Here is a 14,425-nt window from a genome sequence, read left to right as displayed (position 1 = left end):
AATTTAGGGTTTTTGATGAAAAAAAAGATTATTTTTATAGTAGTGTTTTTGATTGTTATTCTTGGCGGGGTTTATTATTGGTTTTTTTATGATAAGGAAAAGGTAATTTACCTCACTCAAAAAATACAAAGAGACAATATATCTCAATCCATAGAAGCCATCGGAAAGGTTTATGCTAAGGATCAAGTTGATGTAGGTGCACAGGTTAGCGGACAAATTGTAAAACTTTATGTAGATGTAGGATCTCGTGTAAAACAAGGAGATTTGATCGCACAAATTGATAAAGACAAGCAGCAAAATGATTTAGATATTACAAAAGCACAACTTCAAAGTGCTAAAGCGAATTTAGAAAGTAAAAAAATCGCCTTAGATATTGCTTTGAAGCAATACGAAAGAGAAAAGAAGCTTTACGCTTTAAAGGCGACTTCTTTAGAAAATTTAGAAACTCAAAAAAATAATTATTATGCTTTAAGAGCAAGCGTTGCTGATCTTAATGCACAAGTAGTTCAGCTTGAAATCACACTTAAAAATGCTCAAAAAGATTTGGATTATACAACCATAACTGCACCTATGGACGGAGTTATTATCAATACTGCTGTTGAAGAGGGACAGACCGTGAATGCAAATCAAAATACTCCTACTATAGTTCGCATTGCTAATTTGGACGAAATGGAAGTAAAAATGGAGATAGCAGAAGCAGATGTAAGTAAGATCAAAGTAGGAACAGAAATTAATTTTTCTTTGCTTAATGATCCTCAAAAAACTTATCAGGCAAAAATAGCAAGTATAGATCCAGCCGATACCGAGGTGAGTGATTCTAGCTCAAATTCTAGTTCTAGTTCTTCTAATTCCACTTCTAATGCGATTTATTATTATGCGAAATTTTATGTTCCCAATAAAGATAATTTTTTACGTATAGGAATGAGCGTTCAAAATGAAATTGTTGTAGCGAGTGCTAAAGATGTGATCGTTGTTCCAAGTTATGCAATAAAAAATGATGATAATGGTTATTATGTCGAGGTTTTGGAAAATGAGCAAGCGGTTAAAAAATATGTGAAACTTGGCATTAAAGATTCTATCAATACTCAAATTTTAGAAGGCGTGAATGAAAATGAGAATTTGATAGTTAGTTCTAGTGCGGATGGACTTGCATCTACGATGAAATTGAGATTTTGATGATTTACTTAAAAAATATTTGTAAAAATATAGGTGAGAATGCTATTTTAAAAAATGTAAGCCTTTGTATAGAAAAAGGAGAATTTGTAGCAATCATCGGACAAAGTGGGAGCGGCAAGACTTCTTTGCTAAACATTATAGGAACTTTAGATGTTCCAAGTAGTGGAAGTTATATCCTTGAAGAATATGAAGTCACAAAGCTTAATAATGATGAAAAAGCAAGATTAAGACGTGAAAAAATAGGTTTTATTTTTCAACGTTACAATCTTTTAAATTTGCTTAATTCTAGTGAAAATGTTTCTTTGCCCGCTGTATATGCAGGTAAAAGTGTGCAGGAAAGAAAACAAAAAGCCAAAGAGCTTTTAGCTAATCTTGAATTAGGGCATAAACTTAGTTCTAAACCAAATGAATTAAGTGGAGGGCAACAGCAACGTGTTTCTATAGCAAGAGCTTTGATGAATGGCGGAGAGTTGATTTTAGCTGATGAGCCAACGGGAGCTTTAGATAGTAAAAGTGGGATTATGGTGCTTGAAATTTTACAAGAATTAAACAAGCAAGGTCATACCATAGTTTTAGTAACTCACGATCCAAAAATTGCAGAACAAGCTAAAAGGGTGATAGAAATCAAAGATGGTGAAATTTTAAGCGATAGCAAGAAAGATGAAACTAATCTTCAAGAAGTTTTACCCAAAATAATGCAAAAGGAAAAAAAGACTCTAACTTTACTTAAAAATCAAGCTTTTGAGTGTTTTAAGATCGCTTATTCTTCTATAATCGCACATAAATTACGTTCCATTTTAACGATGCTTGGTATTATTATAGGTATTGCCTCTGTGGTTTGCGTTGTGGCTTTAGGACTTGGTTCGCAAGAAAAAGTTTTAAAATCGATTTCAGATCTTGGAACAAGCAGTATAACTGTTTTACCAGGTAAGGGGTTTGGTGATTTGCGTTCAGGTAAAACGAGACTTAATTTTAGCGATTTACAGACTTTAAGGAGTTTGAGTTATCTTGAGGCAGTAGATGCGTACTCTAGTACTTCAGGCGTGGCAACTTATACTAATATATCCTTGAGTGCTAAGGCTGAAGGGGTTGGGGTTAATAATTTTGCTATTGATGGCTTAAAAATTGATGTAGGAAGAATTTTAAGCGAAGATGATGTGCTTAATAGCTTAAATGTCGTTGTGCTTGATTTTAATGCTAAAAAGAATTTATTTCCTGATTTGAATAAAAAAGATGTGATAGGACGAGTGGTGATATTTAACTCTCAACCTTTTAAAATTATAGGAATTTTGCAAAAAGATCAAAATAAGATGTTTGAAGACAATGTTGTACGTCTTTATATGCCTTATACAACGCTTATGAATAAGATTACAGGTGATAGAAAATTGCGTGAAATTGTCATCAAAGTGAAAGATAATGTAAATTCTAGCTTGGCTGAAAATGCCATTATACGCGTTTTAACCATCAAAAGAGGGCAAAAGGATTTTTTTACTTTCAATTCTGATACTTTCAAACAGGCTATTACGGCAAATAAAAAAACAACGACTATACTTACAGCTTGTGTTGCAGTCATCGCACTCATCGTTGGAGGGATTGGCGTGATGAATATTATGCTTGTTTCGGTGAGTGAAAGGACAAGAGAGATCGGAATTCGTATGGCAATAGGTGCTAGAAGAGAAGATATTATGATGCAATTTTTAATTGAGGCTGTGATGATATGTACCATAGGAGCGGTTTTGGGTGTGATTTTATCGGTGTTTGTGATTTTTGCTTTTAATCACTTAAGTACAGATTTTCCTATGATCTTGAATTTTTACTCAGTGCTTTTAGGACTTTTAAGCTCTATGTTAATTGGCGTTATCTTTGGATTTTTCCCTGCGAGAAATGCAGCGAATTTAAATCCTATTAGTGCTTTATCGAAGGAATAAAATGAAAATTTTTCTAAGCATTTTTCTAAGCATTTTTCTAAGTGCTTGTGGAGCAAAACTTGTTTTACCAAAAGAAGAAATTAAAATCGATCAAAAGGACTTGAAAGATTTAAATATAAGTTATGATTGGTATAAGGCGTATGGTAATGAAAAATTAGATGAGTTTATAACTTATATCTTGAAAAATAATAGCAATCTTAAAACAGCAAGGCTTAATCTGCTTAGTGCTTTGGCAAGAGCGGATTTGATCGATTATGATCTATATCCTAGCTTGAGTGCGAGTTTGGGTTTTGGAAAAAGTAAAAATTTAAATTCGGGCTTAGAAAGCAAAAACTTCAATAACTCTTTAAATTTAAGTTATGAGCTTGATATTTATGGAAAAATAAGAGATAGCGCAAAAGCAAGTGAATTTAGTGCAAAAGCAAGTGAATATGATTTGCAAAATTTAAAAATCAGCATGGTTAATACAGCTTTAAATGATGTTTTTGAACTTGCGTATTTTAATGATGTACAAAATTTACTTCAGCAATATCTTAAAAATTTAACCCAAATGCAAGAACTTTACGCTTATAAATACGAACTTGGAAAAATAGAAAAGCTTGATTTACTGAATCTAGAGCAAAGTGCTTTAAAAGCAAAGCAAAATCTTTTAAACAATGAGCAAAATATAAATTTATTGATAAAAAATTTGCAAGATTTATTAGGTAAAGAAGAAGGATTTTCTTATATAGAGTATTTTAAAACCTTGTCTTTATCTGATTTTAAAGAGTTAAAACCTGAATTTAATATTCCTTTAAAAGCACTTGCTTATCGTCCAGATGTACAAGCTAAGATTAACAATCTAAAATCCGCTTTTAAAGATTACACTTCCATGCAAAAATCTATATTGCCAAGTATTTCTTTGGGTGGAATTTTAAATGGCAGTGATGAAAATTTTAATGATAGTTTTAAATTTGAAATTTTAAGTGGAAATATCAAAATTTCTCTTCCTTTTCTTGATTATGGAAGAGTGCGTCAAAATATCAAAATTTCAGAATTTGAGTATGATAAACTTTTGGTAGAATATGAGCAAATTCTACAAAGTGCGATCAATGAATACAAACTTAATTATAAAGACTATCAAAGCGATCTTTTGCTTTTGAAAAATTTAGAAAGTATCAATGCAAAACAAAGATTAATTGAAAAAGCTTATTATGAAAAATATAATTTAGGAAAAAGTGAATTAAAGGATTATTTAGATGCTTCTAACGCTTTAAATTCTAGCGATCAAGAGCTTTTAAGAGCAAGATTTAATCTTTTAAAAACGATTAATTTGTATTATCAAATCACAGCTTTGAGTGTAGATGAAAAAAATTATTAAATCTCTATCTTTAAAGTGTTTGGTTTAAAATTTTTAATTAGTACAAGCTTTTGTTAATAATGTATATATTTTTTTAAATCTTCGAGCATTTTTTTAGCCATTAACTCATAACCTTTCACGGTAAGATGAACATCTTTTAATGAAAGTTTTTGTTTTATCCACTCGTTTTTGCCTCCACTATCTTTCATAAATTCATGCATGTCGAAAATGAAGGTTTTTTCTTCTTTTGCAATTTCATAAAGAGTTTTTCGTATGGTAAAAAAATTATCAGCTAAAACATACTTTTTTCCTTTTTTTTGCACTACAGTTGGAGGAGAGATCAGCATAATAATGGCATTTTTATTGTAGTTTTTAAGTGTTTTTATCCAATGTTTAAGATTGTTTTTAAATTTTTGTTTTTCAAAACCTTTAAAGAGTGCATCATTGGAGCCATACGCAAGTATGATTAAATCATTGTGTAAAAGTTTTAATTCATTTTTGACGACAGACGGGTTCCAAGAAAGCCATATATCGCTTTTAGCACCATTGATAGCGACTGTATCTAAAAAAGAATTGTCTTTTTCATTGCTAATAAAATATCCCCCAAGTTCGGCATTTTTTTGTAAAGCTGTAATTTCCAAAGGAAAGGTTAGTTCAAGTTTTTTATATGACCATTTGTTGATTTTAAAAGAGCGTAATTGGAAATTTTTGCCTTGAGAATCTTTTATATTAAAGGCACTAGTGTTATACTTGGCCTTAAATAAAAATCCTATTTGAAATTTTTTTTTATCTAAGGTTGTATCAAGATTGATTTTAGCACCTTTTTCTTTGGCTTTTGCTATGATACCACCTAAGGGAAAGTTGAGTTTTGCGTTTGCAGCGCTTTTAGAATTTAGAATTTCAAAGTTCTTGTAAGAGTATTTGAGATTTAAATTTTGTTGATATTTAGGTTGTAATGCGTGAGCAAAACCGATCGCATTGGATTTAATCAGATAGCCTCTAAGTACTCTTGGAAAAAAATCGGCAGCCATGTGCGAATCACCAAAAATTCTAATACTTATATTTTTTTTATTCTTAAGTTTTTTTTCTAAGGTTTTTAAATCCTTTTGTGGAACATAACTTTTTAAAGCGGGATGATTTTTAGCTTGTTTGAGTATTTGTTCTGTAATGTCATCGTTTATATTGCTTGCATATAAATTAGTAAAAAACGCAAGAAAGAAAAAAAATATTTTTAATCTACTAGCTAACATTTTTGTCCTTAACTTCTATATGATCTAATAAAAGTTTTGACATAACCTTTGCACCATTGGATGTAAAATGAATTCCATCATCCGTTCTCATTTTTATGCTTTTGTTGTTTTCATCTTTGATATAGGTGGAGTATTCATTATCGACGCTAAAAGACAGTTTAGTATTGATGAAAATTTCTTTGTTTTTAACAAGCTCTTGATTGTAAATCTCGTTTAAGATTTGTATTTTTTTATTTAAACTATCTTTTTTAACTGGAGGAATTTCAAACCATAAAATTTTAACTTTATGCTTTTGAGCTATTTTGATAATTTCATCTACACGACTCGTATAAATCTCTTTCCAAGGTGGAGTTCCAAAATGAAGATAATTTCCTCCTTTTTTTATATCCCAAGGATCATTTGCCCCTAGTAAAATAACTAGATATTTTATATTAGGATTTTTAGAAAGCGTTTCTTTTGTAGCTTGCGCCCAATTAAAATAAGATTTATAAGAAAGTCCTGTATTTTGCCTACTTATATCCGTTGCCTTTAAGCCTAAATTTCTTAAATTTTTATTTAAAGCTACTGCAACTCCTTGCATTAAAGAATCACCTATAAATAAAAACTCTTGATTTGGATCCACTTCTAATCGAGTATGGTTGGAAAAATTGATATTGTGTTCGAGAGTAGTATTTTCTTCTTGTGCTGTTTTGTTAAAATTTTGTTCCACGCTAGTATTTAAATCTGTATGATTGTCAATATCAATAGTTTTATTATTTACTTGAGTTTCTATTTCTATATTTTCTCTAGGTAAGGGTTCGTTGCTAAGTATGGCGCGAATTTGTTCTAGTTTAATTTTAAAACCATTTGCTTCCTTTAAAATATCATTTTGCGGATAGAATATAAAATGATATTTTTGTTCTATATATAAACTAATACTTTGATTCATAACAATTAAAACTAACAAAAACACCGTTACTAAAATAAAGAAAAATTTAACTATTTTCATTTAAAAACTCGAGTAAATAAAATCAGGAATTCCATCTGGCATAAAAGCAAATACCAAAAGTAAAATAAAGGCGATAATAAAAGGCTTTAGTAAAAATGGAGTAAGGTTTAAAATTTTTACACAATATTCTCTAAAATTAACAAACAAAGGATAAATCATAAAAAGAATAGCAAAGCTTACAAGAACATAGATGTCGTTATAACTTGGCACTTGGAAAAAATTATAATAGCAAGCTTTAAAATATTCTATTAAATCTTCTAAGGCTTTATTATAATAAAAGAAAATCCAAGCAAAACATACAAATTGAAAGGTTAAAAATCTTCCAAGAGCTGGAATTTTTTGTAAGCTAAATTTTGTTAAGGCTAATAAATGTAAAAAAGCAATGCCAATACCGTGCAATAAACCCCAAATTAAAAAACCTAAAGTATTTCCATGCCATATACCCGAGAGTGCAAAAGCTATAAAGATATTTGCTATGGTACGTGGCAAGCCTTTTTTACTTCCCCCTAATGGAATATAAATATAATCTTTTATAAATATTGAAAGACTAATATGCCATCTTGACCAAAATTCTTTAAGATTTTTTGAGAGATAAGGCATATTAAAGTTAAGCGGTAGGTTAAAACCTAACATCAATGCAAAAGCGCATACTAAATCCACATAACCGCTAAAATCACAATAAATTTGGACAGCATATGCATAAACTGCACTGAGAAGTTGGACAAAATTATAAGATTGTGGAAAATCTAAAATACTTTTAGAATAAATTCCTAAGTAGTTAGCTATGAGAACTTTTTTAACTATACCAAAAATAAGTAAAACTATAATCAAATCCGCGTGTTTAAATTCGCGTTTTTTATAAGCTTGCTCAAAAAAGAATGAACTTCGCATAATTGGCCCTGAAAGCAGGGTAGGAAAGAAGGATAAAAATATGGCTAAATTGAGAAAGCTTTCTAAGCGACGTTTTTTATGAACTTCTACAAGATAAGTAATGGAAGCAAAGGTGTAAAAACTAATTCCTATTGGGAATATGATATCTAAATTGATAAAATCCAAGCCGAAAAAATTCATTACAAGATCAAAGCTGGTTTTTATGCTTGAAAAATACTTGAAAAAACATAAATTTAAAATAATAAAAGCCACACAAGTAGCAAAGATATAACATTTTCTACGGACAAAAATCAATAAGGCAAAATAATGTATAAAAAAGGTATATACAAATAAAATTAAGGCAAAATAAGGATTGATTAAAATATAAATAATATAAGAAAAAATTAAAATTGAAATATTTTGTATTTTATAATCATCATGAAATAACCAGTAGATAGCAAAAAACACTATCATCAAGATGCTAAATTCTAAAGAAAAATAAGTCATATAATATCCAAATCAATATTATTTTACCTTGTTGGCAAAATTTTTATTTTAGTTTTATATTTTTGATGTATTGATCAGCTAAATATAAACCATTTCCACTTTCGCCGATGAGTTTTATTTTATCAACTATACCACGGAAAAGTGCTTCTTCTTCATGCTGTTCACTTACATACCATTGCAAAAAATTAAAAGTAGAATAGTCTTTATTGGCAAGCATATGTTCTACAAGTTCGTTGATAGATTTTGTAATGCTTTGTTCATGAGCATATGTTTTTTCAAAAACATCTAGCAAAGAAGCAAAATTTTGTTCAGGTTGTTTAACTTCTTTAAGCTCAACGTGAGAATCTGTTTCATTAAGATAAGTTATGAGTTTTTTTGCGTGTTCACTTTCTTCACTTGCGTGAGCAAACAAAAATGACCCTGCACCATCAAAACTATTTTCATAGCACCAAGAACTCATACTAAGGTATAAATTTGCCGCATACATTTCTTTATTGACTTGTTCATTAAGTAATCTTACCACTTCTTTTGAAAGCATTTTCTCTCCTTAAACACTAAATATTTTATATGGTAATATATCTAATTTTTTATTATTTTTATTTTAATTTAACCATAATTTATAAGATTTAAGAAAAATTTCGTTAAAATCTAATTTATTATGATTAGGAAATAAACAAAATGGCCAAAAAGCAGTTTTCTTTATCTAAGCTTAGCATTCCTATTTTCTGGGATTTATTTTTTAGATTTCTCAGTGTTATTGCTAGTACTGCCATGGTGTCTCATTATTCTAATAATTTAGTTGGAGCTATGGGTGCTGGTAATGAAATTATTGATTTATTTATCACCGTTTTTAGTTTTTTAAGTGTGGGATGTAGTGTTGTTGTTGCTCAAGCGATCGGTGCAAAAGATACAGCCTTAGCTCGAAAAGTTATCCATCAAAGTTTGTTTTTGAATTTGCTTGTTGGTTTGGTTTGTGGGAGTTTTATTTTATGGCAAAGTGAGTTTTTGCTTCATCTCTTAAATATACCTCAAGAATTATTAAAAGATAGCCAAAATTATCTTGATATGCTTGCCATATGCCTTGTTTTTGATGCAGTTGGTTTGATACTATCAGCAATTATTAGAGTTTATAATAAAGCTTATTGGGTAATGTTGGTTGGTTTTATGATGGATATTATTGTGGTTATTGGGAACTTTTATGTTCTTCATTTTACCCAACTCGAACTTTTTGGAGTAGGGGTGAGCAATATCGTTGCTAGAGTGGTTGCAGTCATTGCTATGTTTTTAATCGTAGTTTATAAGCTTAAAATTCATCTAAAAATCAAAGAGATGTTAAAACTTGAAAAGGATGTTTTAAAAAAAGTTTTCAGTATAGGGGGATTTTCAGCTGGAGAAAATCTTATTTGGATCAGTCAATATATCATTAGTTTTAGTTTTGTTGCAAGTCTTGGAAAAGAAAATCTTAGCGTCCAAACGATTTATTTTCAATTATCTTTATTGATTATGATGGTTGGGATTGCAATGAGCGTGGCTAATGAGATTATCGTAGGAAAATTAGTAGGTGCAAGACATGAAAATATAGCCTATAAGCATACTTGGCAAGCGCTTTATTTTAGTGTTATAGTTACAATTTTGGTTGTATTAATTCATTATAGTTTAAAAGATTTTACTATGAATCTTTTAGATTTAAAACAAGTTCTTAGAGAGATTATGCTTCCTTTATTTACACTTTCTATTTTTCTTGAAATCGCACGAACTTTTAATATCGTTATGGTAAACGCTTTAAGGGCGAGTGGAGATGCGAAATTTCCATTTTTTAGTGGTATGGTATTTATGTTAGGAGTTTCTTTGCCTGTGGGATATATACTTTGTTTTCATTATAATCTTGGAATTTTAGGAATTTGGATAGGGTATTGTGCCGATGAATCTTTACGAGGGCTTGTAAATGCTTATAGATGGAAAAGTAAAAAATGGCAAGGCAAAGCTTTGGTATAAAGGAATTTTTTTGGAGAGAATGGGTATTTTTTTATCAAAAAAAATCCATTAAAAATGTATATTTAAGGTTAAATGAAAAAGGTGAATTTCATTTAAGTTTACCTTATAATTATGCTTTAGAGGATATTGAAAGATTTTTAATCAAAAATGAAAACTGGATCAAAAAAACGTGGTTAAAATTTCAAAATAGGGTAATAGATGATGAAAGCCAAGTTTATTTTTTAGGCAAAAAATATCGATTGGTTTTAAAAGAAAATCTTTTCAAAACAAAAATTTTAAAGAATGAAATTTATACTCCTTCAAGGTCGGGATTTGAGTCGTTTTTAAAGAAAAATTCAAAAATTATTTTTCTTTTTTATCTTAAAAAATGGACTCAGAAAACCAAGCTTAGCTATACACATTTAAGCATTAAGAAAATGAAAACACGCTGGGGTTCTTGTAATCATAAAAAAAGGTATATTAATCTAAATTTAAAGCTTTTAGAAAAAAGTTTAAAAGCTATAGAATATGTTATTTTGCATGAAATAGCGCATTTGAAATATCCTAACCATAGTCAAGAATTTTATAATTTTTTAGCATTTTATATGAAAGATTTTAGAGAAAGAGAAAAAGAATTTAAAAAGTAATTTGATTAAAATTTTTGCTATACTTATGGAATAAATAAATTAAGGAAAATGGTTTGGTTTTAGAATTTGAGTTTGAGTATATTGGGGATAATGATTATTTTTTATATCTTTTAAAATTTTACGCAAAAGAATATCGATATAGTTTTGATAAGCAAGAAGATAAAATTATATTTCAAATCGAGGGTAGCGAAGATGAATTAAATTCTTTTTGTGAGAATTTAAAGGGTATGAGCAATAGTGTTTTCTTAAAGAAATTTGATGTAAGAGCGGCAAAAAATTTAAATAATTTAGATTTTTGCATTGATGATTGTGAAAAATTTCCCTATATTACGCATTTAAATTCAAGTGCTTACGTAGAAAAAAAAGAACTTTTAGCTAATGAGTGGGATATTTTTTGTGAAAATGAGTTTTCGCTTGATGGTTTGAGTTTTGAAAAAATAGATAAAAATAATTTTTGCATGCTTCTAGAAAAAGCCTTACAAAGACTAAAAAATAAGCAAGAAATTTATCTTAAAAATCATAAAGGAAACTACAAGCTAAAACTTTTTGATGGAGAATTCGAGTGTGATTTTTTGATGGCTTGCGATATAAAAGCCATCCAAGCGATTTTTGTTTGTTCTAATGAGAATTTAAAACTCCTTGCAAGTTTAGAAAAGCCTTTAATCAAGTTAAGATTGAATGCAATGTTTAGAAAAAAATATGATTTAGACCTAAGTGAATTTAAACTTGCTTTGGCACAAGATTTGTTTAGTTTTGCTTTATGCTATGGACTTTACAATCAAGATTTTCATTTTTTAAGCGTTAAAAAGATCGAAAAAAAATCAAAAGATTTTGAAGTGATGAGTTTAGATGAAAAAGTTGTTGTTTTGGAAGGTTTTGAATTTATCAACCATAAAGCAAGAGAGCTTATTTTTTCTAAAGAAGATAAAAATATGGCAAGAATTTCTTATATCTTAAGTCGCTTCAAGCAAGAAGCCTTTGTTTTGGAGCTTAGTAAAGATTATGAAGATATTTTGCTTGTTAATAAAGAATTGAATTTATTGCAATTTTCTTTACCTAGTAGTTCTCAAAAACTTTATGAGCAAATTCAAGAAGATGAACTTGGAACCAAACTTCTATCCAATTTTTCGAAAGAGTTTCCACTTTTAAGTGAAGATTTCGTTTTAAAAAATAATTTTTATTCTTTATTTTGCATTTTAGGAAGAATTTTAAATTTGGATGAAAATTTTAATACTGCTGGAGAAAAGCTTTTAAAAATAGCTGATGAAACCAAAATGCCGCGTGGAGTCAAGATAGATTATCGTTTGAAAGAGGATAAAAGTTTTGATTATACAAGAACTTTGCGTTCTGCTATGAGTTTTATGCTCGCAGGAGTTGATAGTACCAATATCGCTTATGGAGCGGTGGAGAGTTTGAGTTATTTTTTGCGTGATGTGTATGATGAACTAAGAGAAAAAAAACAAGCTGAAATAGCTATTGTAAGCGGATCTTTATTTGAACATAAGTCTTTGCTTAAAAATACTTTAAAACATCTTAAAGATTGTAAATTAAGCGATGTCCCACTTAGGATTTAAAATCAAGATTTCAGGACTAGTCCAAGGTGTGGGATTTCGTCCTTTAGTCTATGAATTAGCGCTTAAGCTTAAGCTTTTAGGGGAAGTAAAAAATGATGGTTTTGGAGTAGAAGTTTTACTTCTTTGCTCCTATGAAGAATGCCTTGAATTTATTAAGCAATTAAAAAACAATTTACCGCCTCTTGCAAGAATAGATAAAATTAATATTTTAAAAGACACTTTAAAAGCTTATAATTGTTTTTCTATCGCTCCTTCAGAGCAAAGTGCAAAAACAACTCCTATGTTAAGTGATTTTGCACTTTGTAAAGAATGCAAAAATGAATTTTATGATCCCAATAATAAACGTTTTCATTATCCTTTTATCACTTGTACGCATTGTGGGCCAAGATTTAGCATCATAAAAAATTTGCCTTATGATAGAATCAACACTACAATGAGTGAATTTATAATGTGCGATTTTTGTCAAAATGAATACAAAAATCCTTCAAATCGTCGCTTTCACGCTCAGCCCATTAGTTGTCCTGAATGCAAAATTTCTGTGTATTTGAAAAACAACCAAGGTGAAATTTTATCTACAGATGAAAATGCTTTTATTGAGTGTGCAAAGCTTTTAAAGCAAGGAAGTATTCTTGCGATCAAAGGAACGGGTGGTTTTCATCTAATGTGTGATGCCTCTAATGAAAAAGCTTTAGATGAGCTAAGAATAAGAAAAAATCGCCCTAAAAAACCCTTTGCCCTAATGTGTAAAAATATAGAAAGCGTCAAAGAACTTGCATTTTTAAGCAAGAGCGAAGAAGAATTAATCAGTGGAGTGCTTGCGCCTATTGTTATTTTAAAATCAAAAAAAGATTTTTCTTTAATTGCTCCTGATATTGATAAATTAGGAGTTATGCTTGCTTATACTCCTTTACACCTTTTGCTTTTTGAATATTTTAAAGGCGTTCTTGTAGCAACAAGTGCGAATTTAAGTGGCGAAAGTATTATTAAAGATGAATACGATTTAAAAGCTAAATTGGATCAAGTGTTTGATTATTATCTAGATTATGATAGAGAAATTTTTAACTCAAGTGATGATAGCATCGCTCAAGTTATAGGTGATGATATTATGTTTTTGCGTACTTCTAGGGGGATAAATCCTTATTATATAGAGTCTAATTTTAATAAAAAAGGAACTTTTTTAGCTTTAGGATCGGAGCTTAAAAACGAATTCGTGATTTTCTATGAAAATAAATTTTTAATTTCTCCTTATATTGGAGACTTGAAAGGTGTAGATACTTACGAGAGATTTTTTAAACTTTTGAATTTTTTTCAGCAAAACTATGATTTAAAATTCGATGCTATTATCTGTGATAAACACCCTCATTTTTTATATACAAAAGATTTTAAACAAACATTTAAAATTCAGCATCATTATGCACATTTTTGTGCGGCTTATTTTGAATATGAAGAAAATTTCAAAAAAGATGAAAAGGCTTTAGGATTTGTTTGGGATGGAACGGGTTATGGCGATGATGGAAGTATTTGGGGAGGAGAGATTTTTATAGCCAACTTAAAAGAGTATGAAAGAATTGCTCATTTTGACGATTTTAAACTGATCAATGCTGATATAAAAAATATATATAATTTGGCTTTAAGTGTAATCTGGCATTATGATTTAGAAAATTTTGCTCAAGATTTTTTGAGTAAAATTTCTCAAGTTAAACTTAAAAATCTTAAAAAAATTTATACAAATTCTACTCTTAAAACAAGTTCTTTAGGGCGTATTATTGATGCTTTTGGAGCTATTGTTTTTGATTTAGAACAAAGTTCTTATGAAGCACAAATTGGTCTTATGTGTGAAAGTTTTTATAAAAAAGATCTAGATTTTTCTTATAAACTTTATGTAGAAAATGGAAAAATTAATTTTAAAGAACTTATTTTAGGTGCTTTAAGGGATGAAAAAAGTAAAGCTGTTACAGGTATGCTTAATGCTTTAGCGAATTTTATTATAGAATATAGTCAAAATTATGATTTAGAAGTGATTTTAAGCGGTGGAGTTTTTCAAAATAAAACTTTAATTGAGATTTTAAAAGCTAATAAATTTGATTTTTTTATGCCTTTAAAATATCCTTGCAATGACAGTTCTATAGCTTTAGGTCAGATGGTGCATTTTTTAAAAAAAGATTAATTTTT

Annotated in this window: 11 protein-coding genes; 7 read left to right on the top strand and 4 right to left on the bottom strand. The window is 29.2% G+C overall.

All coding sequences use genetic code 11. The features are described 5' to 3' along the window. Positions 1 to 15: 15 nt before the first annotated feature. From CQA69_RS00395 to CQA69_RS00385, 3 genes are read left to right on the top strand one after another with little or no spacing between them, the layout of a single operon-like run. On the top strand, positions 16 to 1,176 hold the full coding sequence (locus CQA69_RS00395; RefSeq protein ID WP_137619866.1) for an efflux RND transporter periplasmic adaptor subunit: 1,161 nt from the start codon (positions 16 to 18) through the stop codon (positions 1,174 to 1,176). Beyond that, positions 1,176 to 3,104 carry an ABC transporter permease gene (locus tag CQA69_RS00390; protein WP_137619865.1) on the top strand — a complete coding sequence of 643 codons (1,929 nt, stop codon included), beginning with the start codon at positions 1,176 to 1,178 and terminating at the stop codon, positions 3,102 to 3,104. The genes CQA69_RS00395 and CQA69_RS00390 overlap by 1 nt, the downstream gene beginning before the upstream one ends. Before the next feature lies 1 nt (position 3,105). Then, positions 3,106 to 4,464, top strand: a complete 1,359-nt coding sequence (locus CQA69_RS00385) for a TolC family protein (protein ID WP_137619864.1) — start codon at positions 3,106 to 3,108, stop codon at positions 4,462 to 4,464. Between the two features lie 53 nt (positions 4,465 to 4,517). Here CQA69_RS00385 and CQA69_RS00380 read toward each other — a convergent pair whose 3' ends face one another. From CQA69_RS00380 to ftnA, 4 genes are read right to left on the bottom strand one after another with little or no spacing between them, the layout of a single operon-like run. Then, the gene (locus CQA69_RS00380; protein WP_137619863.1) at positions 4,518 to 5,693 is read right to left on the bottom strand and encodes a GDSL-type esterase/lipase family protein; all 1,176 of its coding nucleotides are present in this window, start codon (positions 5,691 to 5,693) and stop codon (positions 4,518 to 4,520) included. Continuing rightward, positions 5,683 to 6,681, bottom strand: a complete 999-nt coding sequence (locus tag CQA69_RS00375; RefSeq protein ID WP_137619862.1) for an SGNH/GDSL hydrolase family protein — start codon at positions 6,679 to 6,681, stop codon at positions 5,683 to 5,685. The genes CQA69_RS00380 and CQA69_RS00375 overlap by 11 nt, the downstream gene beginning before the upstream one ends. Continuing rightward, the gene (locus tag CQA69_RS00370) at positions 6,682 to 8,058 is read right to left on the bottom strand and encodes an MBOAT family O-acyltransferase (protein WP_137619861.1); all 1,377 of its coding nucleotides are present in this window, start codon (positions 8,056 to 8,058) and stop codon (positions 6,682 to 6,684) included. Between the two features lie 43 nt (positions 8,059 to 8,101). Continuing rightward, complete coding sequence (ftnA, locus tag CQA69_RS00365) at positions 8,102 to 8,596, bottom strand: non-heme ferritin (RefSeq protein ID WP_137619860.1); 495 nt, start codon at positions 8,594 to 8,596, stop codon at positions 8,102 to 8,104. A gap of 140 nt (positions 8,597 to 8,736) precedes the next feature. Between ftnA and CQA69_RS00360 the strand changes: the two genes are divergently transcribed. The 4 genes from CQA69_RS00360 to hypF are packed head-to-tail and all read left to right on the top strand — an operon-like array spanning position 8,737 to position 14,420. Continuing rightward, positions 8,737 to 10,053 carry an MATE family efflux transporter gene (locus tag CQA69_RS00360; RefSeq protein ID WP_137619859.1) on the top strand — a complete coding sequence of 439 codons (1,317 nt, stop codon included), beginning with the start codon at positions 8,737 to 8,739 and terminating at the stop codon, positions 10,051 to 10,053. Beyond that, positions 10,029 to 10,679 (top strand): M48 family metallopeptidase, encoded by a 651-nt coding sequence (locus CQA69_RS00355; RefSeq protein ID WP_137619858.1) that lies wholly within the window; start codon positions 10,029 to 10,031, stop codon positions 10,677 to 10,679. Before CQA69_RS00360 ends, CQA69_RS00355 begins: the two co-directional genes overlap by 25 nt. A 53-nt stretch (positions 10,680 to 10,732) precedes the next feature. Then, positions 10,733 to 12,253 carry a hypothetical protein gene (locus CQA69_RS00350; RefSeq protein WP_137619857.1) on the top strand — a complete coding sequence of 507 codons (1,521 nt, stop codon included), beginning with the start codon at positions 10,733 to 10,735 and terminating at the stop codon, positions 12,251 to 12,253. Then, on the top strand, positions 12,234 to 14,420 hold the full coding sequence (gene hypF / locus CQA69_RS00345; protein WP_137619856.1) for a carbamoyltransferase HypF: 2,187 nt from the start codon (positions 12,234 to 12,236) through the stop codon (positions 14,418 to 14,420). The genes CQA69_RS00350 and hypF overlap by 20 nt, the downstream gene beginning before the upstream one ends. Positions 14,421 to 14,425 lie beyond the last annotated feature (5 nt).

The organism is Campylobacter estrildidarum, assembly GCF_005406205.1.
GTDB classification, from domain to species: domain Bacteria; phylum Campylobacterota; class Campylobacteria; order Campylobacterales; family Campylobacteraceae; genus Campylobacter_D; species Campylobacter_D estrildidarum.
The sequence above is the reverse complement of the archived record's forward strand: the minus strand, read 5'-3'. Positions and strand labels throughout refer to the sequence as shown.

What these genes read in the sequence shown, in the direction of transcription:
- CQA69_RS00395 (WP_137619866.1), top strand. Translation starts at nt 16, where the DNA reads ATGAAAAAAAAGATTATTTTTATAGTAGTGTTTTTGATTGTTATTCTT.
- CQA69_RS00390 (WP_137619865.1), top strand. Translation starts at nt 1,176, where the DNA reads ATGATTTACTTAAAAAATATTTGTAAAAATATAGGTGAGAATGCTATT.
- CQA69_RS00385 (WP_137619864.1), top strand. Translation starts at nt 3,106, where the DNA reads ATGAAAATTTTTCTAAGCATTTTTCTAAGCATTTTTCTAAGTGCTTGT.
- CQA69_RS00380 (WP_137619863.1), bottom strand. Translation starts at nt 5,693, where the DNA reads ATGTTAGCTAGTAGATTAAAAATATTTTTTTTCTTTCTTGCGTTTTTT.
- CQA69_RS00375 (WP_137619862.1), bottom strand. Translation starts at nt 6,681, where the DNA reads ATGAAAATAGTTAAATTTTTCTTTATTTTAGTAACGGTGTTTTTGTTA.
- CQA69_RS00370 (WP_137619861.1), bottom strand. Translation starts at nt 8,058, where the DNA reads ATGACTTATTTTTCTTTAGAATTTAGCATCTTGATGATAGTGTTTTTT.
- ftnA (WP_137619860.1), bottom strand. Translation starts at nt 8,596, where the DNA reads ATGCTTTCAAAAGAAGTGGTAAGATTACTTAATGAACAAGTCAATAAA.
- CQA69_RS00360 (WP_137619859.1), top strand. Translation starts at nt 8,737, where the DNA reads ATGGCCAAAAAGCAGTTTTCTTTATCTAAGCTTAGCATTCCTATTTTC.
- CQA69_RS00355 (WP_137619858.1), top strand. Translation starts at nt 10,029, where the DNA reads ATGGCAAGGCAAAGCTTTGGTATAAAGGAATTTTTTTGGAGAGAATGG.
- hypF (WP_137619856.1), top strand. Translation starts at nt 12,234, where the DNA reads ATGTCCCACTTAGGATTTAAAATCAAGATTTCAGGACTAGTCCAAGGT.